The 25,578-nt window shown below is 65.7% G+C and carries 20 protein-coding genes, 1 tRNA gene, 3 rRNA genes and 1 riboswitch; of the genes, 16 read left to right on the forward strand and 8 right to left on the reverse strand.

Features of this window, described 5'->3' with window-relative positions; genetic code table 11:
• The first annotated feature begins 130 nt into the window (after positions 1–130).
• Positions 131–706 (forward strand): MarR family winged helix-turn-helix transcriptional regulator, encoded by a 576-nt coding sequence (locus BLW44_RS06065; RefSeq protein ID WP_060926633.1) that lies wholly within the window; start codon positions 131–133, stop codon positions 704–706.
• A 56-nt stretch (positions 707–762) separates the two neighbouring features.
• Here the strand turns inward: BLW44_RS06065 and BLW44_RS06070 are convergent, their stop codons facing one another.
• The 3 genes from BLW44_RS06070 to BLW44_RS06080 all read right to left on the reverse strand — a co-directional run bounded on the left by BLW44_RS06070 (position 763) and on the right by BLW44_RS06080 (position 2,492).
• A complete protein-coding gene (locus BLW44_RS06070; protein ID WP_060926634.1) occupies positions 763–1,125 on the reverse strand; it encodes a histone-like nucleoid-structuring protein Lsr2 in 363 nt (120 codons plus the stop codon).
• Positions 1,126–1,163: 38 nt separating this feature from the next.
• Positions 1,164–1,490, reverse strand: coding sequence for a DMT family transporter (locus tag BLW44_RS06075; RefSeq protein WP_060926635.1), 327 nt, complete (start codon positions 1,488–1,490; stop codon positions 1,164–1,166).
• Positions 1,491–1,500: 10 nt separating this feature from the next.
• A riboswitch (guanidine-III (ykkC-III) riboswitch) is annotated at positions 1,501–1,567 on the reverse strand.
• A gap of 67 nt (positions 1,568–1,634) precedes the next feature.
• Positions 1,635–2,492, reverse strand: coding sequence for a LuxR C-terminal-related transcriptional regulator (locus BLW44_RS06080; RefSeq protein ID WP_060926636.1), 858 nt, complete (start codon positions 2,490–2,492; stop codon positions 1,635–1,637).
• Between the two features lie 109 nt (positions 2,493–2,601).
• On the opposite strand from BLW44_RS06080, the gene BLW44_RS06085 reads away from it, so the two are divergent.
• On the forward strand, positions 2,602–2,949 hold the full coding sequence (locus tag BLW44_RS06085; RefSeq protein ID WP_060926637.1) for a DUF485 domain-containing protein: 348 nt from the start codon (positions 2,602–2,604) through the stop codon (positions 2,947–2,949).
• Positions 2,946–4,583, forward strand: coding sequence for a solute symporter family protein (locus BLW44_RS06090; protein WP_060926638.1), 1,638 nt, complete (start codon positions 2,946–2,948; stop codon positions 4,581–4,583). Before BLW44_RS06085 ends, BLW44_RS06090 begins: the two co-directional genes overlap by 4 nt.
• Before the next feature lie 56 nt (positions 4,584–4,639).
• On the opposite strand, the gene BLW44_RS18710 is transcribed toward BLW44_RS06090, so the two are convergent.
• The gene (locus BLW44_RS18710; protein ID WP_439950942.1) at positions 4,640–5,239 is read right to left on the reverse strand and encodes a hypothetical protein; all 600 of its coding nucleotides are present in this window, start codon (positions 5,237–5,239) and stop codon (positions 4,640–4,642) included.
• A gap of 189 nt (positions 5,240–5,428) precedes the next feature.
• On the opposite strand from BLW44_RS18710, the gene BLW44_RS06100 reads away from it, so the two are divergent.
• Together BLW44_RS06100 and BLW44_RS06105 are read left to right on the forward strand one after the other, a co-directional pair.
• A complete protein-coding gene (locus BLW44_RS06100; RefSeq protein WP_060926639.1) occupies positions 5,429–9,148 on the forward strand; it encodes an ATP-binding protein in 3,720 nt (1,239 codons plus the stop codon).
• The gene (locus tag BLW44_RS06105) at positions 9,141–9,347 is read left to right on the forward strand and encodes a hypothetical protein (protein WP_060926640.1); all 207 of its coding nucleotides are present in this window, start codon (positions 9,141–9,143) and stop codon (positions 9,345–9,347) included. Before BLW44_RS06100 ends, BLW44_RS06105 begins: the two co-directional genes overlap by 8 nt.
• A 64-nt stretch (positions 9,348–9,411) precedes the next feature.
• Here BLW44_RS06105 and mscL read toward each other — a convergent pair whose 3' ends face one another.
• The 3 genes from mscL to BLW44_RS06120 are packed head-to-tail and all read right to left on the reverse strand — an operon-like array spanning position 9,412 to position 10,751.
• On the reverse strand, positions 9,412–9,834 hold the full coding sequence (gene mscL, locus BLW44_RS06110) for a large conductance mechanosensitive channel protein MscL (protein WP_060926641.1): 423 nt from the start codon (positions 9,832–9,834) through the stop codon (positions 9,412–9,414).
• A gap of 28 nt (positions 9,835–9,862) precedes the next feature.
• Positions 9,863–10,135, reverse strand: a complete 273-nt coding sequence (locus BLW44_RS06115; protein WP_060926642.1) for an FmdB family zinc ribbon protein — start codon at positions 10,133–10,135, stop codon at positions 9,863–9,865.
• A gap of 16 nt (positions 10,136–10,151) precedes the next feature.
• Positions 10,152–10,751: a 5-formyltetrahydrofolate cyclo-ligase gene (locus tag BLW44_RS06120; protein ID WP_060926643.1), complete on the reverse strand. Its 600-nt coding sequence runs from the start codon at positions 10,749–10,751 to the stop codon at positions 10,152–10,154.
• 40 nt (positions 10,752–10,791) lie between these two features.
• On the opposite strand from BLW44_RS06120, the gene galU reads away from it, so the two are divergent.
• The 7 genes from galU (at position 10,792) to rrf (ending at position 19,337) form a co-directional block, all read left to right on the forward strand.
• Positions 10,792–11,679, forward strand: a complete 888-nt coding sequence (gene galU, locus BLW44_RS06125; RefSeq protein ID WP_060926644.1) for a UTP--glucose-1-phosphate uridylyltransferase GalU — start codon at positions 10,792–10,794, stop codon at positions 11,677–11,679.
• A gap of 45 nt (positions 11,680–11,724) precedes the next feature.
• Complete coding sequence (locus BLW44_RS06130) at positions 11,725–12,336, forward strand: GNAT family N-acetyltransferase (protein ID WP_060926653.1); 612 nt, start codon at positions 11,725–11,727, stop codon at positions 12,334–12,336.
• 83 nt (positions 12,337–12,419) lie between these two features.
• The gene (locus BLW44_RS06135) at positions 12,420–13,295 is read left to right on the forward strand and encodes a hypothetical protein (RefSeq protein WP_060926645.1); all 876 of its coding nucleotides are present in this window, start codon (positions 12,420–12,422) and stop codon (positions 13,293–13,295) included.
• 48 nt (positions 13,296–13,343) lie between these two features.
• Positions 13,344–13,416 (forward strand) — tRNA-Ala (locus BLW44_RS06140).
• Positions 13,417–14,077: 661 nt separating this feature from the next.
• Positions 14,078–15,602 (forward strand): 16S ribosomal RNA (locus BLW44_RS06145).
• A 410-nt stretch (positions 15,603–16,012) separates the two neighbouring features.
• Positions 16,013–19,115: ribosomal RNA gene (locus tag BLW44_RS06150) — 23S ribosomal RNA — on the forward strand.
• 105 nt (positions 19,116–19,220) lie between these two features.
• Positions 19,221–19,337, forward strand: a 5S ribosomal RNA gene (gene rrf / locus BLW44_RS06155).
• Together the 16S, 23S and 5S rRNA genes form the textbook arrangement of a ribosomal RNA operon.
• A 90-nt stretch (positions 19,338–19,427) precedes the next feature.
• Here the strand turns inward: rrf and BLW44_RS06160 are convergent.
• Positions 19,428–20,204: an IclR family transcriptional regulator gene (locus tag BLW44_RS06160; protein WP_060926845.1), complete on the reverse strand. Its 777-nt coding sequence runs from the start codon at positions 20,202–20,204 to the stop codon at positions 19,428–19,430.
• A gap of 52 nt (positions 20,205–20,256) precedes the next feature.
• Here BLW44_RS06160 and hutH point away from each other — a divergent pair, with 52 nt between their 5' ends.
• The 4 genes from hutH to BLW44_RS06180 are packed head-to-tail and all read left to right on the forward strand — an operon-like array spanning position 20,257 to position 25,546.
• Positions 20,257–21,798: a histidine ammonia-lyase gene (hutH, locus tag BLW44_RS06165; RefSeq protein ID WP_060926846.1), complete on the forward strand. Its 1,542-nt coding sequence runs from the start codon at positions 20,257–20,259 to the stop codon at positions 21,796–21,798.
• Positions 21,791–23,455: a urocanate hydratase gene (hutU, locus tag BLW44_RS06170; RefSeq protein WP_060926847.1), complete on the forward strand. Its 1,665-nt coding sequence runs from the start codon at positions 21,791–21,793 to the stop codon at positions 23,453–23,455. The genes hutH and hutU overlap by 8 nt, the downstream gene beginning before the upstream one ends.
• Positions 23,452–24,660: an imidazolonepropionase gene (gene hutI / locus BLW44_RS06175; RefSeq protein ID WP_060926848.1), complete on the forward strand. Its 1,209-nt coding sequence runs from the start codon at positions 23,452–23,454 to the stop codon at positions 24,658–24,660. Before hutU ends, hutI begins: the two co-directional genes overlap by 4 nt.
• Positions 24,641–25,546: an arginase family protein gene (locus BLW44_RS06180; RefSeq protein ID WP_060926849.1), complete on the forward strand. Its 906-nt coding sequence runs from the start codon at positions 24,641–24,643 to the stop codon at positions 25,544–25,546. Before hutI ends, BLW44_RS06180 begins: the two co-directional genes overlap by 20 nt.
• Positions 25,547–25,578 lie beyond the last annotated feature (32 nt).

Raw genomic sequence — 25,578 nt, forward strand, 5'->3', positions numbered from 1 at the left:
GTTTCGCTAGCTTAGCTAATAATCAACATAACATGAATCCAATGGTGTGTAGCATGATGGCATGTACAACGGATCTGACGCCAGCCCCCGGGCGCATGGCGCGTCGGATGTGCTCTCACGACGCGGGGAAATGTCTCCCGACGGACTCGAGCACTCGGCGATCTACGACGTCGACTCGAGTGATCCCCGCAGCACGCTGATCGACCGCTCGGGAGTCGCGCCGGAGGATCTCCGTCAGATCGCGAAGGTCATGAGCGCGCTCGGCGACCTGAGGGATGCGGAGCAGAAGCTCTCCCTCGCCTCGCGCCGATACATGCGCCTGAACGAGACTGACATGAGGGCGCTGCACTATCTGATCGTGTGCGCCAACAAGGGGGCGACGGCGACACCCGGCGGGATCGCCACGCACCTCGGCATCTCCACAGCCTCGACCACCAAGCTCTTGGACCGTCTGGAGAAGGGCGGTCACATCCGGCGCGCGCCGCACCCCACCGACCGACGGGCGCTCGCCATCAGCATCACCCCCGACACGCGCCAGGCGGCGATGGACACGGTCGGACGCCAGCAGGCCAAGCGCTTCTACTCGGCCGCGCGCCTCACCCCGGAAGAGCGTGACGTCGTCATCCGCTTCCTGGCGGATATGACGCAGGAGATCGCACTGCGCGACGAGCCCTGGGCGCAGGCTGGAGTGACCGCACCCGAATGAGTTCGTCGCGCGCGCGAATCAGCGCGAGCGAATCATCGCGCGGAATGCGCGATGAATCAATGGGCGGCGTTATATGCCTCGACGACGGGAGCCGGAATGCGGCCTCGCTCCGAGAGCGAGTAACCGTTGTCGTTCGCCCACGCCCGGATCGCGGCGACCTCGGGGTTGCGGCCAGGGCGCTTGCGCGAAGACGCGGAGCGTCCTGAGGTCGAGGAGCGTCCTGCGGCCGACGAGCCGGCGCGACGACCGGCGGAGATATACGGTTCCAGCGCCGTGCGCAATTCCTCGGCGTGCTCCGAATTGAGGTCGATCTCGTATGAGGCGCCATTCAGCGAGAAATGCACGGTCTCGCCTTCGCCCACTTCGAGGACGCTGCCGTCGATGTCGTCTACCAGCTGGTGCACAATTCGTCTCGCCATAGGGCAAACAATACCCTGACAAAGGCCATTATGACGATTTATTCGTGACCGGGGTCGATGAGCTTCAATCCGACGATGCATCCGACCAGCCCGAGCAGCAGCAGAATTCGCGGCCAGGAGATGTCGCTGTCTCCGGTGGCCATGGCCCAGACGACCGTCAATGTGGCTCCGATTCCCACCCATACCGCATATGCGGTCCCGGTGGATATCTCGCGCATGGCGAAGGCCAGTCCGATCATCGACAGCACGAGTCCGCCGACGAAGATGACACTCGGCCAGAGTTTGGTGAGTCCCTCCGACTTGCCGAGGGCCGTGGCCCACACCGCTTCGAGGACTCCGGATGCGATCAGCACGATCCACGACATGATGGTCCTTTCGGACCAGTCTTTGCGCTCACCGGGTACTGGTCTGCCTCGTCCGGGGCCGGGGTCACCGACCGGTCCTCATGTTAGCCATCCGTGCTGGGCAGGGCCTGTGCAGGCAGAGCGTTCCCCGGAAGGGCCGCGCTGTCAGGGGAGGATGCCGGCGCGTCGAGCCTTCGCCACCGCGGCGTGCCGAGTGGAGGCATCGAGCTTCGACATGGCGGTGCCGAGGTACGCCTTCACCGTCCCCTCGCGCAGGCCCAGCTGCCCGGCGATCTCGGCGTTGGTGGCTCCGAGAGCGGCGCAGGCGAGGACGTCGGTCTCGCGGCGCGAGAGATGGATCGTCGGGATGGGGGCGGTCGTCGGGGTAGCGGTGTGCTCGGCGAGTGTCACGAGCCGGCGTTCGACCTGGGCGATGCGCGACCTCAATTCGGCGTCCTCGACCGACGCGGCGATGCTGCGGAGCTCGGCGAAGCTCTCGCGCAGCTCCTCGCGGTGCCGGGGAGCGACGGTCTCGCTTCCCGGCGACGCGGCCCGAAGACGCCGATCGACCTCGTCGCGGATACGGAGCTCATCCGCGACAGACTGCGCGACCTGCATCGCGGGGGCGGTCGTGACGCCACCGACCGGCGTTCGCTCCCACGTGCCGGCGTAGAGCACACCCCGCGGGCGTCCCCCCACCACGATCGGCAAAGCGAGGAGGGTGCGGATGCCTTCGCCCAGGATGTACACGTCGTAGTCGTGAGTGATCTGCTGCGACGATCCGTAGTCGTTGGTCATGCGGGGGCGCAGTTCCATGATCGCCCGCCCGCCGAGTCCGCGTTCCGGCTTCACCCGCAGACCGTCGAGGCTGTGCGTGCGATTGCCGACGATGCTCGTGACGTTGACGACGCCCTCGTCTATCAGGCCGCCGAAGGCGATGGGGAAGCGCGTGCGCTGGGCGAGCTCGCGCACCGCGCGGGTGACGAGTTCGGTCTCGGATTCCATCTGGGCCGGTGCGCTCACGACTACCTACTTTCGGGGGTGACGGCGCTGTTCCCCGTTTCGTAGCGTCGACCCTATCATTCGCCCGGCAGGTGCGGGCGAGCCGTAGACCATGAGGCAAGGAGGCCCCATGACCGACCATTCAACGGCGGACCCGACGGGAGCGATCGATTACATCGCCGTCGAGGAATCGCCACGATTCCGAGAATTGAAGAAGACGCAGCGCTCCTTCATCTTCCCGCTCGCCGCATTCTTCCTCATCTGGTATTTCGTCTACGTGCTGCTGGCCGCCTTTGCGACCGAGTTCATGTCGCAGCGCGTCTGGGGCGACATCACCGTCGGGTTGCTGATGGGGCTGGGACAGTTCGTGACCACATTCGCGATCACGATGGGATACGTCGCTTTCGCCAATCGGAAGCTCGACCCCATCGCCACCGAGATCCGTGAAGAACTCGAGAAGGCGCAGGCGGACGCATGAACATCCTGCATGGGGCGACGGGGCAGCCCGCTGTCGAGAGCAACCCCGTCCTGAACATCTCGATCTTCGCCGCGTTCGTCGCGGTGACGCTCTTCATCGTGATCCGGGCCAGTCGGAACAACAAGACGGCGGCCGACTACTACGCGGCGGGTCGTTCGTTCACGGGTCCTCAGAACGGGTTCGCGATCGCCGGTGACTATCTCTCCGCGGCATCCTTCCTCGGCATCTGCGGAGCGATCGCCATCAACGGGTACGACGGATTCCTCTACTCGATCGGATTCCTCGTCGCCTGGCTTGTCGCGCTGCTCCTCGTCGCCGAGCTGATGCGCAACACGGGCAAGTTCACGATGGCCGATGTCCTGTCGTTCCGTCTGAAGCAGCGACCGGTGCGGATGGCGGCGGCCATCACGACCCTGGCCGTCTGCTTCTTCTATCTGCTGGCGCAGATGGCCGGTGCCGGCGGGCTGGTCTCGCTGCTGCTGGGCATCGAAGGCAGGATCGGCCAGTCGATCGTAATCGCCGTGGTGGGCGTGCTCATGATCGTGTACGTGCTCATCGGCGGGATGAAGGGCACCACCTGGGTGCAGATCGTGAAGGCCTTCCTGCTCATCGGCGGCGCCATCGCGATGACCATCTGGGTGCTCGCGATCAACGGATTCAGCCTCAACACGCTTCTCGAGGCGGCGGTGGCGAACTCAGACAAGGGGGAGGCGATCCTCGGACCGGGCCTGCAGTACGGGGCCAATCCGTGGGACTTCCTCTCGCTCGGCATGGCGCTCGTGCTCGGCACGGCGGGTCTGCCGCACGTTCTGATGCGCTTCTACACGGTGCCGACAGCCAAGGAGGCGAGGCGTTCGGTCGTGTGGGCGATCTGGCTCATCGGCGGCTTCTACCTGCTGACCCTCGTGCTGGGCTACGGCGCGGGTGCGCTCGTCGGGGCCGATGTCATCGCTGCGGCGCCCGGCGGCCCCAACTCTGCAGCTCCGCTGCTCGCCCTCTACTTGGGAGGGCCGGTGCTGCTCGGCTTCATCTCGGCCGTCGCGTTCGCGACGATCCTCGCGGTCGTCGCAGGGCTCACGATCACCGCGGCCGCGTCGTTCGCGCACGACATCTACGCCAATGTGATCCAGAAGGGACGCAAGGATGCGGCGGGCAACGCGGCCGAGTCCGACCCCAACGGTGAGGTGAGGGTCGCACGACGCACGGTCGTGGTCATCGGGATCCTGGCGATCGTCGGCGGTATCGGCGCCCAGGGACAGAACATCGCCTTCCTGGTGGCGCTCGCCTTCGCCGTCGCTGCGTCGGCGAACCTCCCGACGATCCTGTATTCGCTGTTCTGGCGTCGGTTCAATACCCGTGGGGCGGTCTGGAGCATGTACGGCGGATTGGCGGCCGCCATCATCCTCATCGTGCTGTCTCCGGTGTTCTCGGGGTCGCCCACGTCGATGATCCCCGGGATCGACATCGTCCTCTGGCCGATGAACAACCCGGGCATCGTCTCGATACCGCTCGGCTTCTTCCTCGGCTGGCTCGGCACCATCACGAGCCGGACGAAGGAATCCCCGCAGCTCGCGGCCGAGATGGAGGTGCGCTCCCTCACCGGGTTCGGCGCCGAGAAGGCGGTGGATCACTGATCCGCATCGCGCCCGCCCCCTCTCGGGGAGCGTGATGCGGCGTGGACCCCGACGGCCTACTCGTCGGGGTCCACGTCATCGTGCAGCTGCAGACCGCCGCCCCGGCTCGTCAGCAGGGACGGGCTCTGCCCGGATGCGGTCAGTGGCCGGACTCGAGGTCGAGCAGGAATCTCTTGCGCTCGGGGTGCGCGCCGTAGTGTCCGGCGGTGCCGTCCGAACGAACGACCCGGTGCACCGGCACGATGATCGAGAACGGCGTCAGCCGGCATGCCGTGCCGACGGCCCTCGCTGCGCCGGGGTGCCCCGCGAGTGCGGCGACCTCGCCGTAGCTGAGCGTCTCCCCCCCAGGCGATCGTCGTGATGGTCTGCAGTGCCGTGCGCGAGAAGCCCTCGCTCAGCCGCCAGTCCAGGGCGAGATGCTCGTGGAAGCGGACCGGCTCTCCGTCGAAGTACTCGTCGAGCAGGGCGACGAGGTCGTCTGCGGCCCCCGGGTCGGGGTCGGGGACGGCGTGCAGCTGGCGGGAGACGTTCTCGAGAAGCCAGGGGACGGACGGATCGTCGGATTCCGAGAGGTCGAATCGGACGATCCCCTCATCGGAGAAGACGGCGAGGGCATCTCCGAAGGGAGTCGGGGCGAAGTCGTAGCGGAACGTCATGCCTCCATACTGACCGGCACCGAGCCGCCATGCGGATCGCGATCGCGGCAACGGGGGAGAGGACGGCGCATCCTTCATCTGGTGCAGGAGCAGTGGGGACGGATCGGGATCGCCGCGTCTACAGGCGGAAATACGGTGAAACCCGCCCGGGATACCGTCGCCAGCGCGAGGCGCGCTTAGTGTGTGAGGGTGTGGCGACGTGAAGGAAAGGCTGCGGACGAGGCAGCGACCGGTGCCTCGGTGACCCTGGGCGACCTGCACGATCCGGCCTCCGGTGTCGGGATGGGCCATGCGGCCGAAGCGGAGCGGACCAGGCTGCGCGCGGAGGCCGCCGATCTCGGCGGGTCTTCGCCGCTCGTGACCTTCCGGGACACCGTCGAGTCCGGGATCGACATCTCCAAGGCGCACCCCGGCAGCCTGCCCCAGTTCATCACCGGCAAGTCGACGCTGCTGTCGAACCTCTTCCGTGACGAGGTGGGCCTACGAACCGCTCGCCTCGCGGCCGAGCGCATCACCGCCAAGAACACCGAGCTGCGCACGGTCCGCGGCATCGAGGCAGTCCACCTCGCCGTCGGTGTGGCGGGGTGGCGCATCGGAGGCGCGGACTTCGCCGCCCCGGTACTTCTGCGGCCGCTCGCCATCCGCCGTCACCACTCGGACTTCGAGCTCAAGCTCCAGGGGGCCTTCGAGGTCAACCCCGAGCTGGTGCGCATCGCACGCGAGCACTTCGGCATCACGATCGACGCCACGGCGCTCGCCGCACTCGCGTACGACGGAGGCGTCTTCAAACCGCAGCCCGTGATCGACAGCCTGCGCGCGACGACCCGCTCGATCGACACGTTCACGGTGCTGCCGCGTCTGGTGGTGTCGACCTTCGCCGACGTGGGCGGAGCGATGGCGCGTGACACGCGCAACCTCGACCACGTCGTGCTGAACGCCCTCGCCGGCCACGTCGGCGACCGCGAAGAGGTCTCGCGCCGCCGCCCGGAGCCGCACCACACCGGACCGGACGACCGGGCACCGGCATCCGACAACCTGCTTCTCGATGCGGATGCCGAGCAGGAGGCCGTCCTCGCGAGGATCGCCGCAGGGCATTCGCTCACGGTCGCGACGCTTCCCGGTACGGGCGGAACGCAGACCGTGATCAACGCCCTGGGCGAGCTGGTGCGCAACGGACGACGAGTGCTCGTGGTCTCCGCCCGTCGCTCGACCCTCGACGGCGTGCGTCACCGTCTGGCAGGGATCGGCCTCGACAGCCTGGCCGTGTCGCCGGCGAGTGCCCGACGCGACCTCGTGCGCGCGATCGGCCGCAACGAGAAGGCCACGGCACCCAAGGTTAGCGACGTCGACGATGCGCTGGTGCGGCTGCGCACCGTGCTGCGCGACTACCGTCAGGCGCTGACGGCCCCCGTCGCCGGAACCACGGCATCCGTGCTGGATGCGACCCGTCACCTCACCAGACTCGCGTCGCTGCCGAACCCTCCGTCGACCACTGCGCGACTCAGCCCCGAGACGCTCCGTCGGCTCGCCGACGATCGCTCGTCGGCAGCCTCGGCTCTCGCGCAGGCCGCGCGGCTGGGGGAGTTCCGCTTCGGCCCTGACGACTCGCCCTGGTACGGTGTCACCTTCTCGAGCACGGAGGCGGCGAAGGCCGCGCACCAGCTGGCCGGCCGACTGCATTCCGACTCGGTGCCCGCTCTCCTCGAGCGTGGGTACGCGCTGATCGCGCAGACCCACATGCGGCCCTTCTCGACCATCGATGAGCTCGGAGAGTACCTGCGGCTGCTGCAGGGCATCCGTGACTCCCTCGACCGCTTCAGCCCGACCGTGTTCGAGCGGCCGCTGGGCGAGCTGATCCAGGCGCACGGCTCGCGGCGTGACGCGCCGGGCCTCTCCGGGGCGAACAGGCGTCGTCTGCGTCGCCTCGCCAAGGAGTATGTGCGTCCCGGCGTCCATGTCACCGAGATGCACGAGGCGCTGCTGCGGATCCAGACCCAGCGCACCCAGTGGCAGCGGTACGTGGATGCGGGCGTCGCGCCCGAGGTCCCACTCGGCCTCGCCGACGTGTACTCGTCGTGGCAGCGCGTGTCGGCGGAGCTGGCAGAACTCGATGCCGCGCTGGGCCGCCGGGAGCCGCTGTCGACGCTCCCCGTCGCTCGCCTGGTGCGCACCCTCGCCGGTCTCGCGGCGAAGTCCGACGTCTTCGACAACCTCGTCGAGCGCGCGCAGCTGCGCGATCGTCTCGCTGACCTCGGCCTCGAGCCGCTCCTCGCCGAGCTCTCGGTCAGGCATGTCTCGGAGAACCGTGTGGGCGACGAGTTGGAGTTCGCGTGGTGGCAGACGCTGCTCGAGCGCGCGCTGCAGGACGACCGCGCGCTGCTCGGCGCGAACACGGCCGTCGTCGACCGCCTCGAGCGGGACTTCCGCCTGGTGGACGAAGCGCATGCCGCGATGGCCGGCCCTCTGCTCGCCTGGCAGCTCGCGAACCAGTGGAAGATCGCGATCGTCGATGAGCCGCAGGAATCTCAGCATCTGCGTCGTGCCCTGAAGCAGCCGATGACGTCGACCGCCGAGATCGTGAGCTCGGCGCCCACCCTCGTCGGGGTGCTCGCGCCGGTGTGGATCTCCTCCCCGTACCTGGTGCCCGACATCCCCGAGTCCGTCGAGTTCGACACCGTGCTGCTCGTGGATGCCGCGGCGATCAATCTCGCCGAGGCCGCGCCAGCGATCCGTCGCGCGCGTCAGGTGGTCGCCTTCGGCGATCCGGTCACCCAGCGTCCCACGCCGTTCCACGTCGCCGTCGATCCCGGCGAGACCTGGGAGCACGAGGTGCCCTTCGACGACACCTCGGTGTTCGAGCGGCTGTCCGAGCTCCTGCCGGTGATGACGCTGACCCGCAGCTACCGCGCGGGCGGCGAGGATCTCGCCGAGCTCATCAACGACGCGTTCTACGGAGGCGAGATCGTATCCCTGCCGTGGGCCGGTTCGTACCTCGGCCGCGGAAGCCTGACCGTCGACTACGTCGAGGGTGGCACCGGGGCACCCGATCCGATCTCCGGCGCCGTCGAGAGCCCGGAGGCGGAGGTGGCGCGCGTCGTCACGCTCGTCGTCGAGCATGCCATCCATCGGCCCGACGAATCCCTGATGGTGGTGACCGCCAGCAGGCGACACGCCGAGCGGGTGCGTGCCGCCGTCACCTCCGCGTTCGCCGGGCGGTCGGACGTCGCGGACTTCGTCGGACGGGACACGGCCGAGCCCTTCGCCGTGCTCACACTCGAGGAGTCCGTCGCCGAGAGCCGCGACCGTGTGATCTTCTCGCTCGGCTACGGCCTCACCAAGCACGGGCGAGTGCTCAGCGACTTCGGCGACCTCTCCACTCCCGACGGCGAACGTCTGCTCACGGTCGGGATGACGCGCGCGCGCCGCTCGATGGTGATCGTCTCGTCGATCCGCCCCTCCGCCTTCGACGACGGGCGACTCGAGCACGGCGCCGCCACCCTCATGTCGATCCTGGGCGGTCTCGCCGCTCGGGGACGCGACGCGCGTCTCGAGGACCTCGCCGACCCGTTGACCCTCGCGCTCGCGCGGGAGCTGCGCCGGCTGGGCGCCGCCGTCGATGTCGACTACCGCGGGCTGCTCCCTCTCGTGGCGCAGCACGGCGGCAAGGCGGTCGTGATCGAGTCCGACCCCGAGTCCCGAGGCGAGTCGCTGCGGGAGACGCTGCGCCTTCGGCCGCACGTGCTGCGCCGGCTCGGCTGGCACTACGTGCGCGTGCACGCCTTCGACCTCTACAGCGACCCGGTGACCGCGGCGTCGCGGATCGCGGGCGTGCTGGGCATCTCGGCATCCGCGGTGCGTGCGGACAACGACACGCAGCCGATCGACCTCGACGATCCGCAGCATGACTGAAGAGCCCGACGAGTCCGAGAATCGGGCGCCGCGGCAGGAGGTCGTGCGGGTCCCTGGGCGCCGGCGCGCACAGCTGACGCCGGTTCCAGGCACTGACACGGATCCGGAGAGCGCCGCGAAGGCCCGGACTGCCGAGAAGAGAGGGCCGAAGGGCCCGAACGACGACCGGCTGATGCAGGACGTCCCTCCGCACTACTGAGCGGAATGAGAAGAGGGGCGCGGTCCGGATTCGGACCGCGCCCCTCTTCTGAGGTTCGGGAGGATCAGCTGCGAGCGTTCCTGGCCAGCAGGTCGCGGATCTCGACGAGCAGCTCGGCCTCGGTCGCCGCGGCCGGCTCCTCCTGCGGCTCCTCGGCAGGGGTGCCCTTGCGTGCCTCGACACGCGCCTTGAACGTGTTCATCGGCAGGACGAAGACGAAGTAGACGACGAGGGCGACGGAGAGGAAGCTGATGACCGCCGAGATCAGGTCTCCCAGCGGGAAGACGACCTTGTCGCCGTAGATGTTGGTCACCGACGGGCCGAACTGGCCCGTCGCGTCCGCCTGGAAGAAGAGGGCGACGAGCGGGTTGATGATGCTGTTCACCACGGCGGTGACGATCGCGGTGAACGCGGTGCCGATGACGACCGCGACAGCCAGATCGATGATGTTGCCGCGGAGGATGAAGTCTTTGAAGCCTTTGAGCATGGAGAGCCTCCGGAGGTGGGGTGGTGCGTCAGGAAGAGGTGGAGGTCGTCGCGGGCGCCGGCTTGGCGCTCGTCGTCGACTCCGTCTTCGATGATGCCGGGGTCTGCGAGGAACCGGCGGACGAGGACCGCGAGTCGGTCCGATAGAAGCCGGACCCGTTGAAGGTCACGCCGATGGAGCCGTACTGCTTGCGCAGCTCGCCACCGCACTCGGGGCAGACCGAGAGTGCGTCGTCGGAAAAGCTCTGCACGGCGTCGAAGGCGTGGCCGCAGGAACGGCAGGCATAGGCATAGGTGGGCATTGCGGTCCTCGTGATGTCAGCGCCGCGGAGGCGACAGGAGAAGGGTCTGCGTGGGGGTGACGACGCCGGTGACCGGCTGGTCGTGCACTTCCCTCGGCAGGAAGTCGAGTACCTCGGAATCATAGATGACCGCGTAGACCGGCGGGCATTTCTGCATCGAGCCGATGGTCTTGTCGAAGTAGCCGCGACCCCAGCCCATGCGCATGCCGCTGCGGTCGACAGCAGCGGCGGGGATCAGCATCAGGTCGACGTCGTTCACCGCGATCGGGCCGAGCACCTCGCCGGTGGGCTCGGGGAGCCCGAACAGACCTTCGGCGATGTCGTCGTCGTCATCGGTCGCGACCACCCAGTCGAGCAGGCCGTCCGAGCGGGTGACGGGGAGCAGGACCCGGATACCACGGCGCACAGCGGCGCGCACGAACTCCCGGGTGCCCGGCTCGGTCGTCGTGGAGAGGAAGCAGGAGATGGAACGCGCGCCGAGGGAATCGACGAGTTCGTCGAGCCGCCTCGTCAGGGCCGTGGCCGCATCCTCGCGCTGCGCGTCGCTCAGCAACTGGCGGCGCTCCCGCAGCTCGGCGCGGAGCGCCCGCTTCTCGTGCTCCACGTCATTCGCCATGCCTCCGAGTCTACGGCGGCATCCCCGCTAGGCTGTGAGGATGGGTGCTCAGAAGATCAAGGCTGTCATTCCCGCCGCAGGACTGGGAACACGATTCCTCCCCGCGACCAAGGCGATGCCGAAGGAGATGCTGCCGGTCGTCGACAAGCCGGCCATCCAGTACGTCGTCGAAGAGGCCGCCACAGCTGGCATCGAGGACATCCTCGTCATCATCGGCCGTAACAAGAACGCGATCTCCAACCACTTCGATTCGGTTCCCGAGCTCGAGGTCAAGCTCATGGAGAAGGGCGACACCGGCCGTCTGCAGCGCGTCATCCACTCCAGCGACCTCGCTGACATCCACTTCGTGCGTCAGGGCGAGCCGAAGGGTCTCGGCCACGCGGTGCTGCGTGCCCGCACGCACGTCGGCGACAGCTCCTTCGCCGTGCTGCTCGGAGACGACCTGATCGACGAGCGCGATCCGCTGCTCACCGAGATGATCGCCGAGCACGAGCGCAGCGGGTCCGCGGTGATCGCCCTCATGGAGGTCGACCCCGCGAACATCCACATGTACGGCGCAGCCGCCGTCGAGGAGATCGACGGATCGGATGCCGTGCGAGTGACCGGACTGGTCGAGAAGCCGGCTCAGGAGGATGCTCCCTCCAACCTCGCGATCATCGGACGCTATGTCCTTCCGGCTTCGATCTTCGAGGTGCTCGAACGCACCGAGCCCGGAAAGGGCGGCGAGATCCAGCTGACCGACGCTCTCCAGGAACTGGCCGCGCGGCCAGAGGGCCCCGGAGTCGTCGGCGTGATCTTCCGAGGCCGTCGCTACGACACGGGCGACCGCGTCGACTACATCAAGGCGATCGTCCAGCTCGCGTCAGACCGCGATGACCTCGGACCCGAGCTCCGGCCGTGGCTGAAGGAGTTCGCGGAACGCCTCTAGGCGTCATCGCGGCGTCGGAACGCTGACATGGATCAGGCGACGGGGATGCGGCACGGTCCTATCGAGCTGCGCCTCGTGCGCTCGCGGGATGCACGGGCGCTGCAGCACGAGCTGCTGAGCAACCGCTCCTGGCTGCAGCCGTGGGAGGCGACCGTGCCTTACGGCTCTGTCTCCTTCGACATGCGCCTGAGCATCCGACGGCTTCTCCAGCAGTACCGGGACGGCGCCGGCTACCCCTTCGTCATGGAGTACGAGGGCGAGATCGCCGGGCAGCTCAACGTCTGGGGCGTGTCCCGCGGATCGCTCTGCTCGGCGACCATCGGCTACTGGGTGAGTGAGCGCTTCGCCGGCAAGGGCATCACTCCCACCGCCGTCGCACTGGCGACCGACGCGTGCTTCACGGAGTATGCGCTGCACCGCATGGAGATCTGCATCCGCCCCGAGAATGCCGCGAGCCTGCGCGTGGTCCAGAAGCTCGGATTCCGGTACGAGGGGCTGCGCCGTCGCTACATCCACATCGACGGGGACTGGCGCGATCACTACGCCTTCGCGCTGACCAAGGAGGACGTGCCCCAAGGAGTCCTCGCGCGCTGGCTGAACGGTCAGGTGCCACCGGACGCCGCGACGATCCCCCCGAGCGACCGGCTCGCGATCTGAGGTCAGGCCTCCACCCGGAACTCGTCGCGACACACGCCCGTACTGAGCGTCGCGACAAGGGATGTTCCCGTACCGTTGTCGACATGGACGGGCCGGTGCTGAGCGGGGGAGTGATAGTCCTCGTCGCCGTGCTCCTGTGGATGCTCTATCTGCTGCCGTCGTGGCGCGGACGCTTCCAGTACGACGCCGCCGAGCGCAACGCGGTCCGTCTCAATCAGGCCCTGCGTGTCCTTGCCGAGACGAGCGAGACCCCGGGCGAGGTCCGTCTCGAACTCACTGCTCGCACCGCTCTCGCACAGCAGAAGCTCGCCAAGCGCGTCCAGTCCGAGAAGGAGGCGGCCGAACTGGCACTCCTTCGTGAGCAGTTGGCGGCGACAAGGGCTGACCCTGCCGTCCGCCAGGCACGTGCGCGTCGCCGGGTCCGCATCGTGGCGACCTCCGCGTTGCTGCTCGGTGTCGCCCTGGCGGGACTCGGTGTCTGGCAGCTGATCGCGACCCAGACCCAGCTGCTGCTCTGGGCGGGAGGGAGTGTCATGCTCGCTTCCGCGCTGGTGCTGCAGCGCATGTCGTCGGTCGCGGCCCGTGCAGCTCGACGATCGGTGCGCACGGTCGAGCAGCCGGTCACGCGGGAGCAGCCTCCACTGCACGATCAGGGACGCGCGACCTGGACGCCGCGCCCTCTTCCCGAACCACTGGTGTCGGTCACCGGTTCCCGTGCCCAGGCGGCGCGCGCCGAGATGGATGCCCAGGAGCAGCGGCGTTCGGCGGCTCGCCTCGCGGAGCTGCGCGAACGTGCCGAGCGCATGGCTCCGCCCGCACCGGTGCAGATGCCGACGACCCCGGTCACTCCCGCGGAGAAGCCGGCGGCGGCGTCGCCCTTCGCGCGGATGGGATACGTCGACGACGCGGAGATCGAGGCGCACGTCCGGGATCTGCTGGCCAAGCGCGCCGCAGGGTGACCGCTCGACACGATGCCCTCTACGAGCGTGATAGCGTAGAAGACGTCAGGGCCTATGGCGCAGTTGGTAGCGCGCCTCGTTCGCATCGAGGAGGTCAGGGGTTCGAATCCCCTTAGGTCCACCGACAGAGGAAGACCCCCCGAGCCCAGCTCGGGGGGTCTTCCTCTGTCTATAGGGCTGAGTGGTTCGGGCAGTGCCGAGGCGACACGCCCGGCGGTCGGCCATGATTTGCCCCATCCCCGGATCCCGCGTAACTTATTACTTGTTCGCCCCACAGGGAAGCGGAGAGGCCGAGAGCCTTACCCCCCTCAAGCGGAGAACCACCTCCACTCGATCATCTCCTCGGAGAAGATCGCAGACACACTTCTGTCTGACCTGGAGCTTCCACTTCGGAGATGCGGTCGATTTGACAGCGACTCCGGAACGGATAAGCTAGTGAAGTTGCCTCGGCGCCTTGAGCCCCGAGCTGCAGATCTGGTTCTGAGCCTCACGGCGTGTCGATTTGACAGCCTGAATGGCACGGATAAGATTGAGAAGTTGCCCTTCGGGCCTGGTTGTGATGACTGGGTCGGGGGAGCGTCCGATCCTTGAGAACTCAACAGCGTGCACTTGTCAAATGCCAAATAACCTCGATTCAGCTTCGGCTGGATGAGATTCCTTTGGATCAAAGACCAACCTCCTTGTGGGGTTGGCATTCGGATGAAGTCAGCAATGAATTTGTCTCTTTGGTCAGCATCAAACTCGCTGCGTCATCGTTTTCCCGGTGTCGTATGCATTTCTTTTTTACGGAGAGTTTGATCCTGGCTCAGGATGAACGCTGGCGGCGTGCTTAACACATGCAAGTCGAACGGTGAACACGGAGCTTGCTCTGTGGGATCAGTGGCGAACGGGTGAGTAACACGTGAGCAACCTGCCCCTGACTCTGGGATAAGCGCTGGAAACGGCGTCTAATACTGGATACGAACCATGAAGGCATCTTCAGTGGTTGGAAAGATTTATTGGTTGGGGATGGGCTCGCGGCCTATCAGCTTGTTGGTGAGGTAATGGCTCACCAAGGCGTCGACGGGTAGCCGGCCTGAGAGGGTGACCGGCCACACTGGGACTGAGACACGGCCCAGACTCCTACGGGAGGCAGCAGTGGGGAATATTGCACAATGGGCGCAAGCCTGATGCAGCAACGCCGCGTGAGGGATGACGGCCTTCGGGTTGTAAACCTCTTTTAGCAGGGAAGAAGCGAAAGTGACGGTACCTGCAGAAAAAGCGCCGGCTAACTACGTGCCAGCAGCCGCGGTAATACGTAGGGCGCAAGCGTTATCCGGAATTATTGGGCGTAAAGAGCTCGTAGGCGGTTTGTCGCGTCTGCTGTGAAATCCGGAGGCTCAACCTCCGGCCTGCAGTGGGTACGGGCAGACTAGAGTGCGGTAGGGGAGATTGGAATTCCTGGTGTAGCGGTGGAATGCGCAGATATCAGGAGGAACACCGATGGCGAAGGCAGATCTCTGGGCCGTAACTGACGCTGAGGAGCGAAAGGGTGGGGAGCAAACAGGCTTAGATACCCTGGTAGTCCACCCCGTAAACGTTGGGAACTAGTTGTGGGGTCCATTCCACGGATTCCGTGACGCAGCTAACGCATTAAGTTCCCCGCCTGGGGAGTACGGCCGCAAGGCTAAAACTCAAAGGAATTGACGGGGACCCGCACAAGCGGCGGAGCATGCGGATTAATTCGATGCAACGCGAAGAACCTTACCAAGGCTTGACATATACGAGAACGGGCCAGAAATGGTCAACTCTTTGGACACTCGTAAACAGGTGGTGCATGGTTGTCGTCAGCTCGTGTCGTGAGATGTTGGGTTAAGTCCCGCAACGAGCGCAACCCTCGTTCTATGTTGCCAGCACGTAATGGTGGGAACTCATGGGATACTGCCGGGGTCAACTCGGAGGAAGGTGGGGATGACGTCAAATCATCATGCCCCTTATGTCTTGGGCTTCACGCATGCTACAATGGCCGGTACAAAGGGCTGCAATACCGCGAGGTGGAGCGAATCCCAAAAAGCCGGTCCCAGTTCGGATTGAGGTCTGCAACTCGACCTCATGAAGTCGGAGTCGCTAGTAATCGCAGATCAGCAACGCTGCGGTGAATACGTTCCCGGGTCTTGTACACACCGCCCGTCAAGTCATGAAAGTCGGTAACACCTGAAGCCGGTGGCCTAACCCTTGTGGAGGGAGCCGTCGAAGGTGGGATCGGTAATTAGGACTAAGTCGTAACAAGGTAGCCGTACCGGAAGGTGCGGCTGGATCACCTCCTTTCTAAGGAGCATCTGACTCTTCGGAGTCCAGAACCCAGTTCGAAGGCACATGTTCTTCGCTGGGAGCTCATGGGTGGAACATTTGACATGGTGCGAAGGATGAAGCTCTCGCTTAGTACACCGCTTGCGGTGGGAACGGGGAGGGTTTCGGATGTCGCACCTGCACGCTGTTGGGTCCTGAGGGACCGGATGCGAGTCTTCGGGCTTGTTTCTGTACCTCTGGGCCTCTTGTTGTTTCCCCTGTGGGGGAGGCGGGAAGGGGTACCGCCCGTACTTTGAGAACTACACAGTGGACGCGAGCATCTTGCAGCCGGCTTCGGTCGGTTGCACAAGATGATCTTAAAGATCATTAGTCAATTTCATGCCAGGCCCTTCGGGGTTTGGTGTCGATTCTGATTCAAACTCATGTGATTTCAAGTCTTTAAGAGCAAACGGTGGATGCCTTGGCATCTGGAGCCGAAGAAGGACGTAGCAATCTGCGATAAGCCTCGGGGAACTGATAAGCAAGTTTTGATCCGAGGGTGTCCGAATGGGGAAACCCCGCTGGGCGGCGTGCCGACCTAGTGACTCCCGCCTGAATATATAGGGCGGGTAGAGGGAACGTGGGGAAGTGAAACATCTCAGTACCCACAGGAAGAGAAAGCAACCGCGATTCCGTTAGTAGTGGCGAGCGAAACCGGAACAGGCTAAACCTAGCGTGTGTGATAGCCGGCAGGCGTTGCACGTTGGGGGTTGTGGGACTTTTCAGTCATCTCTGCCGAGGTGGCGGCGTTACACGATGGTATAGACGAACGGTCTTGAAAGGCCGGTCATAGAGGGTGCCAACCCCGTAGTCGAAATGCCAACCGTGGCGCGAAGAGTATCCCAAGTAGCACGGGGCCCGTGAAATCCCGTGTGAATCTGTCAGGACCACCTGATAAGCCTAAATACTCCCAGATGACCGATAGCGGACAAGTACCGTGAGGGAAAGGTGAAAAGTACCCCGGGAGGGGAGTGAAATAGTACCTGAAACCGTTTGCTTACAAACCGTTGGAGCAGCCTTAGTAGCTGTGACAGCGTGCCTTTTGAAGAATGAGCCTGCGAGTTAGCGATATGTGGCGAGGTTAACCCGTGTGGGGTAGCCGTAGCGAAAGCGAGTCTGAATAGGGCGATTCAGTCGCATGTCCTAGACCCGAAGCGAAGTGATCTATCCATGGCCAGGTTGAAGCGACGGTAAGACGTCGTGGAGGACCGAACCCACTTAGGTTGAAAACTGAGGGGATGAGCTGTGGATAGGGGTGAAAGGCCAATCAAACTTCGTGATAGCTGGTTCTCTCCGAAATGCATTTAGGTGCAGCGTTGCGTGTTTCTTGCCGGAGGTAGAGCTACTGGATGGCCGATGGGCCCTACAAGGTTACTGACGTCAGCCAAACTCCGAATGCCGGTAAGTGAGAGCGCAGCAGTGAGACTGTGGGGGATAAGCTTCATAGTCGAGAGGGAAACAACCCAGACCACCAACTAAGGTCCCAAAGCGCGTGCTAAGTGGGAAAGGATGTGGAGTTGCCTTGACAACCAGGAGGTTGGCTTAGAAGCAGCCACCCTTGAAAGAGTGCGTAATAGCTCACTGGTCAAGTGATTCCGCGCCGACAATGTAACGGGGCTCAAGCACGCCACCGAAGTTGTGGCATTGACATTATTGGTAGGCCTTCGTGGTCCAGCCGTGTTGATGGGTAGGAGAGCGTCGTGTGGCCAGCGAAGCGGCGGTGTAAACCAGCCGTGGAGGCTACACGAGTGAGAATGCAGGCATGAGTAGCGAAAGACGTGTGAGAAACACGTCCTCCGAAAGACCAAGGGTTCCAGGGTCAAGCTAATCTTCCCTGGGTAAGTCGGGACCTAAGGCGAGGCCGACAGGCGTAGTCGATGGACAACGGGTTGATATTCCCGTACCGGCGAAGAACCGCCCAAGCTAATCCAGTAGTGCTAAGTGTCTGAATCCCAGTGACTGATCCCTTCGGGGTGACGCTCTGGGCCTAGCGCACGACCCCATTCTGGTGCGGTTAGCGTATTAACAGGTGTGACGCAGGAAGGTAGCCCAGCCGGGCGATGGTTGTCCCGGTGCAAGTGCGTAGGCCGAGTCGTAGGCAAATCCGCGACTCACATAGGCTGAGACACGATGCGAATAAAAAGTGGGTGATCCTATGCTGCCAAGAAAAGCATCGACGCGAGGTTCTAGCCGCCCGTACCCCAAACCGACTCAGGTGGTCAGGTAGAGAATACCAAGGAGATCGAGAGAATCGTGGTTAAGGAACTCGGCAAAATGCCCCCGTAACTTCGGGAGAAGGGGGGCCTTCGACGTATTAGGACTTGCTCCGAAAGCGTTTGGAGGCCGCAGAGACTAGTGGGTAGCGACTGTTTACTAAAAACACAGGTCCGTGCCAAGTCGCAAGACGATGTATACGGACTGACGCCTGCCCGGTGCTGGAAGGTTAAGAGGACCGGTTAGCCGCAAGGCGAAGCTGAGAATTTAAGCCCCAGTAAACGGCGGTGGTAACTATAACCATCCTAAGGTAGCGAAATTCCTTGTCGGGTAAGTTCCGACCTGCACGAATGGCGTAACGACTTCCCAACTGTCTCAACCGCGAACTCGGCGAAATTGCATTACGAGTAAAGATGCTCGTTACGCGCAGCAGGACGGAAAGACCCCGTGACCTTTACTACAGCTTGGTATTGGTGTTCGGTGTGGCTTGTGTAGGATAGGTGGGAGACTGTGAAGCATGGACGCCAGTTCATGTGGAGTCATTGTTGAAATACCACTCTGGTCACTCTGGATATCTAACTTCGAACCGTAATCCGGTTCAGGGACAGTGCCTGGTGGGTAGTTTAACTGGGGCGGTTGCCTCCCAAAAAGTAACGGAGGCGCCCAAAGGTTCCCTCAACCTGGTTGGCAATCAGGTGTCGAGTGTAAGTGCACAAGGGAGCTTGACTGTGAGACTGACAGGTCGAGCAGGGACGAAAGTCGGGACTAGTGATCCGGCAGTGGCTTGTGGAAGCGCTGTCGCTCAACGGATAAAAGGTACCTCGGGGATAACAGGCTGATCTTGCCCAAGAGTCCATATCGACGGCATGGTTTGGCACCTCGATGTCGGCTCGTCGCATCCTGGGGCTGGAGTAGGTCCCAAGGGTTGGGCTGTTCGCCCATTAAAGCGGTACGCGAGCTGGGTTTAGAACGTCGTGAGACAGTTCGGTCCCTATCCGCTGCGCGCGTAGGAAATTTGAGAGGATCTGACCCTAGTACGAGAGGACCGGGTTGGACGAACCTCTGGTGTGTCAGTTGTTCCGCCAGGAGCACCGCTGATTAGCTACGTTCGGGATGGATAACCGCTGAAAGCATCTAAGCGGGAAGCCGGCCTCAAGATGAGATTTCCATACCTTCGGGTGAGAGGCTCCCAGCCAGACTACTGGGTTGATAGGCCAGATGTGGAAGTGCAGTAATGCATGCAGCTGACTGGTACTAATAAGCCGATGACTTGATAACACACCGTTTGTTGGTGCTACGCGTCCACTGAGTGGTTCTCGATGTACGGTCGAGAACCGCATGACAATGACTTTGTTATGTGTTTGATTGAAACATCAATAGTGTTTCGGCGGCCATAGCGTGAGGGAAACGCCCGGTTACATTCCGAACCCGGAAGCTAAGCCTCACAGCGCCGATGGTACTGCAGGGGGGACCCTGTGGGAGAGTAGGACACCGCCGGACTTCTTTTAAACAGAAAAGCCACCCAATGTTGGGTGGCTTTTCTGCGTTAACGTGCGATCGTGCGACGCGCAGACCTCTGCAGGGATGCGGTCAGCGCTTGAGCCGCGACTCGAGCACACTCGCCGACTCGATCACGGCCTCTGCCAGCATCGTCTCGTCGAGCTCCGCATTCGCCCAGGTCACGGCGACGGCCGCGATCGGCCAGCCGGAATGGTCGAGCACGGCTGCGCCGACGCTGCGCAGCCCATCGGCGATCTCGCTGTCCTCGATCGCGTATCCGCGGGCACGCACAGTGCGCAGCACCTCGCGGAGTTCAGCCGGCTTGCGCGGGCCGACACCGGTTCGATCAGGGAACGCGGTCGCGCTCGGGTACAGCGCACGCACCTGCTCCCGCGGGAGGGCAGCGAGCATCGCCCGGCCGGAGGCGGTGAGGTGCGCGGGCAGTCTCACTCCCACATCGGTGACAAGCGCCGGACGCCGCGGCGCCCGCTCCTCGACGATGTACAGGACGTCGCCGCCGCTCATGACGGCGAGGTGCGCGCTCTCGCCCAAGTGGTCGGACAGCGAGGCGATCACCGGTCGGCCGAGGCGTGCGAGCGGCTGCTGCCGGGCATACCCGCCGGCGAGCTCGAAGGCCGAAGTGCCGAGACCCCAGCGGCGCTCTTCGCGCAGATGCAGCACGAAGCCGTGCGCCGCCAGCGTGGTGAGCAGGTGATACACGGTCGAGCGGGGCAGCCCGAGCTCACGAGCGATGGCCGAGGCCGCCACCGGGGCCGGGCGGCCGGCGAGGTGGCGGAGGATCCGCAGGGTGTTGTCCGCCGCCGGCACCTGCGTGGTCGAAGTCGCGTCGTCTGGGATCACAGACACAGTATGCTCCTTCCCTCTGTGAGGCGCGACCCTCGGGGTGTGAGATCGAATCATGTCTGAAGAGTTCTCCGTCGTCGTCGGCGATGCCCCCCTGAGCCACGCCGACGTCGTCGCCGTCGCCCGTCACGGCGGCCGCGTCGTGATCAGTCCCGCTGCCCTCGACCGCGTCGCCCAGACGCGTCACGTGATCGACGGCCTGGCAGCGGACCCGCATCCGCACTACGGGGTCTCCACCGGGTTCGGAGCGCTCGCCACCACGTTCATCGCTCCCGACCGCCGTCTGCAGCTGCAGGCGAGCCTTATCCGCTCGCATGCGGCAGGCACCGGGGCAGAGGTCGAGCGCGAGGTGGTGCGCGGGCTTCAGCTGCTGCGTCTGCAGACGCTGACCTCGGGTCGCACCGGTGTGCGGCCGGTCGTCGTGGAGACCTACGCCGCGCTCCTCAACGCAGGCATCGTGCCGATCGTGCGGGAGTTCGGCTCTCTCGGCTGCTCCGGCGATCTCGCCCCGCTCGCGCACATCGCTCTCGCGGCCATGGGGGAAGGCGACGTCCGCGATGCGGAGGGCGACCTCATCGCAGCATCCGATGCGCTGGCGGCCGCGGGCATCGAGCCCGTCACCCTGGTCGAGAAGGAGGGTCTCGCGCTCATCAACGGCACGGACGGGATGCTCGGGATGCTGGTGCTCGCCCTCCACGATCTCGAGGCGCTCCTTCTGACCGCCGACATGGCCGCCGCCATGTCCGTCGAGTCCCAGCTGGGCACGGCTGCTGTCTTCGCCGCGGATCTCATGGCGCTGCGTCCGCAGACGGGCCAGGGGGAGTCCGCCGCACACCTGCGCTCCTTCCTGCGGGACTCCCCGGTCGTGCACAGCCACAAGGGTCCGGAAGACGGACGTGTGCAGGACGCATACTCCCTCCGCTGCTCGCCCCAGGTGCACGGCACGGCGCGCGACACCATGGCCTACGCCTCGACCATCGCGGGTCGCGAGCTGGCGAGTGTGATCGACAACCCCGTGATCACGCTCGACGGGCGTATCGAATCGAACGGGAACTTCCACGGGGCTCCGGTGGCAGCGGTCCTCGACTTCCTCGCGATCTCCGTGGCGGACGTCGCCTCGATCTCGGAGCGTCGCACGGACCGTGCGCTCGATCCCGCGCGCAGCCACGGGCTGCCTCCCTTCCTCGCCGACGAGGTCGGGGTCGACTCCGGGCTCATGATCGCTCAGTACGCGGCGGCCGGGATCGTCTCCGAGCTGAAGCGCCTGGCCGTCCCTGCATCCGTCGACTCGATTCCCTCCTCGGCGATGCAGGAGGACCACGTCTCGATGGGCTGGGCCGCCGCGCGCAAGCTCCGCCGGGCGATCGACGGCCTCGGCCGCGTGCTCGCGATCGAGATCCTGACCGGCGCACGCGCCCTCGACCTGCGCGCGCCGCTGCAGGCGGGCCCTGCCACCGGCGCCGTCCGCGACCTGGTGCGCACGGTCGCCGCAGGCCCCGGCCCCGACCGCTTCCTCTCACCCGACATCGAGGCCGTGACCGCACTCGTGCAGTCCGGCACCATCGCCCGCATCGCAAAGGAGCACGCGAATGACTGACACCACCCCCACCGGACCGCGCAGCGTTCGCGCCGCCCGGGGCAACCAGCGCACCGCGAAGAGCTGGGGCGCCGAGGCCGCCAAGCGGATGCTCATGAACAACCTCGACGCCGAGGTCGCCGAGCATCCGGAAGACCTGGTCGTATACGGCGGCACGGGCAAGGCGGCGCGCAGCTGGGAGGCGTATGACGCGATCATCCGCACGCTCGACGAGCTGGAGCCCGACGAGACCCTGCTGGTGCAGTCGGGCAAGCCCGTCGGCGTCTTCCGCACGCACGAGTGGGCACCCCGCGTCCTGATCGCCAACTCGAACCTCGTCGGGGACTGGGCGAACTGGCCGGAGTTCCGTCGCCTCGAAGAGCTCGGGCTCATCATGTACGGCCAGATGACGGCGGGCTCGTGGATCTACATCGGAACCCAGGGCATCCTGCAGGGGACGTACGAGACGTTCGCGGCGGTTGCGCGCTCGCTGGGGCGGGAATCGCTGCGAGGCACCCTGACCCTGACCGGCGGCGCCGGAGGGATGGGCGGTGCGCAGCCGCTCGCAGTGACGCTCAATGACGGCGTCGTACTCATCGTCGACGTCGATGAGTCCCGACTCTCGCGCCGGGTGGAGCACGGCTACCTCGACGAGTACACCACCGATCTCGACGCGGCCGTCGAGCGCGTCACCGCGGCGAAGGATGCCGGCGAGGCGCTCTCGGTCGGTGTGGTCGGCAATGCGGCCGAGGTGTTCCCCGAGCTGCTGCGCAGAGGAGTGCCCATCGACATCGTCACGGATCAGACGAGCGCGCACGACCCGCTGGCGTACCTTCCGGTCGGCATCTCCGTCTCAGAGTGGAAGGCCGCTGCGGAGCGCGACGCCGAGGACTTCACCCGGAGGTCCCGCGAGTCGATGGCCCGCCACGTCGAGGCGATGGTCGCGTTCCAGGATGCAGGGGCCGCCGTGTTCGACTATGGCAACTCGATCCGCGCCGAAGCGCAGCTCGGGGGCTACGACCGCGCGTTCGAGTTCCCCGGCTTCGTCCCTGCGTACATCCGCCCGCAGTTCGAGGAGGGCCGTGGACCCTTCCGCTGGGCCGCGCTCTCGGGCGACCCCGAGGACATCTACCGCACCGACCGCGCGATCGCCGAGCTGTTCCCCGAGGACAAGGCGCTGCACCGGTGGTTGGAGAAGGCCGGTGAGAAGGTGCACTTCGAGGGGCTGCCCGCTCGCATCTGCTGGCTCGGCTACAAAGAGCGCCACCTCGCCGGACTCAAGTTCAATGAGATGGTCGCCTCGGGCGAGCTGACGGCGCCGATCGTGATCGGACGCGACCACCTCGACTCCGGTTCGGTCGCATCACCCTACCGCGAGACCGAGGCGATGAAGGACGGCTCGGATGCGATCGCCGACTGGCCGCTGCTCAACGCGCTGCTCAACACCGCCTCCGGAGCCTCCTGGGTGTCGCTGCACCACGGCGGCGGTGTCGGGATCGGGCGCTCGATCCACGCCGGACAGGTGACCGTGGCCGACGGGTCCGCGCTCGCTGCCGAGAAGCTGGAGCGGGTGCTGACGAACGATCCTGGCACCGGGGTGATGCGACACGTCGACGCCGGGTACGAGCACGCTCGCGACATCGCACGTGAGCGCGGCCTGAAGGTGCCGATGCTGTGAGCACCACGCTGCTGACGAACATCGGCGAGCTGACGACGAACGTCGTCGGTGACGACGGCGACCGCTCCGGAACGCTGCAGAGCGCTGCGGTGCTGATCGAGGACGAGCACATCGCCTGGGTCGGTGCGGCGGCGGATGCGCCCGTCGCGGCCCAGGTCGTCGACGCCCTGGGCCGCGCGGTGATCCCCGGATTCGTTGACAGCCACAGTCACCTCGTGTTCGGCGGGGATCGTGCCGCGGAGTTCGAGGCGCGGATGGCCGGGCAGAAGTATGCCGCAGGCGGCATCCGCTCCACGGTCGCCGCCACGCGAGCCGCGAGCGACGACGACCTGCGAGCGCGGCTGCGGGGATTCATCTCGGAGATGAACGCCCAGGGCACGACGACGGTCGAGATCAAGAGCGGCTACGGACTGAGCGTCCAGGATGAGGAGCGTCTGGTCCGCCTCGCCGCCGAGGTCACGCCCGAGGTCACGTTCCTCGGGGCGCACGTGGTCCCCGCCGATTACGCGGATCGCGCCGACGAGTACGTCGAGCTCGTCACCGGACCGATGCTCGACGCGTGCGCGCCGCATTCGAAGTGGATCGACGTGTTCTGCGAGACCGGTGCGTTCACGGTGGAGCAGTCCCGTCGGGTGCTCGAGGCGGGGATCGCGAAGGGCTTGCGGCCCCGGGTGCACGCGAGCCAGCTCGGTCCGGGCGACGGAGTGCGGCTGGCCGTGGAGTTGGGCGCAGCCTCCGTCGACCATGGCACGTACCTGACCGATGAGGACATCGCCGCGCTCGCCGCATCCGACACCGTCCTCACACTGCTGCCCGGAGTGGAGTTCTCGACGCGGCAGCCGTATCCGGATGCTCGTCGGCTGATCGACGCGGGGGTGACGGTGGCGATCGCGTGCGACACCAATCCGGGCTCCAGCTTCACATCGTCGATGCCGTTCTGCATCGCCATCGCGGTGCGCGACATGGGGATGACCCCGGCCGAGGCCGTGTGGGCCGCGACCGCCGGCGGCGCCCGTGCACTGGGACGAGACGACATCGGCATCATCGCGCCCGGTGCGCGCGCCGATCTCGTGCTGCTGGCGGCACCGACGCGCATCCATCTCGCCTATCGGCCGGGCGTCCCGCTCGTCGAGAAGGTCTGGAAGAACGGCACCGCGGTCTTCGCGGCGTCCGGAACGGAGGATCATGGCTCTCTCGCACGATGAACTCTGGCCGCGAGCCGGATCCTGGCCCGCGTTCGAGGCGGGAGACGACGCGGACGCCGTCCTGCTCGGTGTCCCGACCTGGCGCAGCTCACTGTCCCCGACGGGTGCACATGCCACTCCCGCCGCGATCCGCGAGGCTCTCACCCGGTACAGCGCGACTCTGATGGGCCCGCCCGTCGTCGATCTGGCCGAGACGCTGCGCATCCTGGATGCCGGAGACGTCATCGAGCCCGACGGCGAACGGGGCATCGCGGCGACCGTCGATCGGGTGCGAGGGCTCGCCGACACCGCCCGTCTCGTCATCGCCCTGGGAGGCGACAATGCGCTGACCTATCCAGTGGCGCGCGGCGCCGGGGCGACGGGACTGATCACGATCGACGCCCACTTCGACCTCCGCGACGGCATCTCGAACGGCTCGCCGGTGCGCCGACTCGTCGAGGATGCGCCGGAGGCCGAGCGCGTCGAGCCCACACGGATCGTGCAGATCGGCATCGCGGACTTCGCGAACTCGGCGGCCTACGCTGCACGGGCAGCCGACTGGGGCATCCGGGTGATCACCCTCGACGAGGTGCGCCGTCGTGGCATGGCCGACGTCGTCGCAGAGGCGACGAGCATCGCCGGCGCAGGTGCCGGAGCGCGCATCCATCTCGATGTCGACGTCGATGCGGCGGATCGGTCCGCGGCGCCCGGCTGCCCCGCGAGCGTCCCCGGCGGTCTCGCCGCGTGGGAGCTGCGCGCTCTCGTGCGGGGCATCACGGCAGACCTGCGCGTGGTCAGCGCCGACATCGCCGAGGTCGATGCGACCGCCGACACCGACGACATGCGCACGGTGCGCCTCGCCGCACTGTGCGTCCTGGAGATGCTCGCAGCACTCGCGACCCGGTGACCTCGCGACGACCCGCCCGCGATGTGCGATGC

The sequence above is a fragment of the Microbacterium hydrocarbonoxydans genome (assembly GCF_900105205.1).
Lineage (GTDB): Bacteria > Actinomycetota > Actinomycetes > Actinomycetales > Microbacteriaceae > Microbacterium > Microbacterium hydrocarbonoxydans.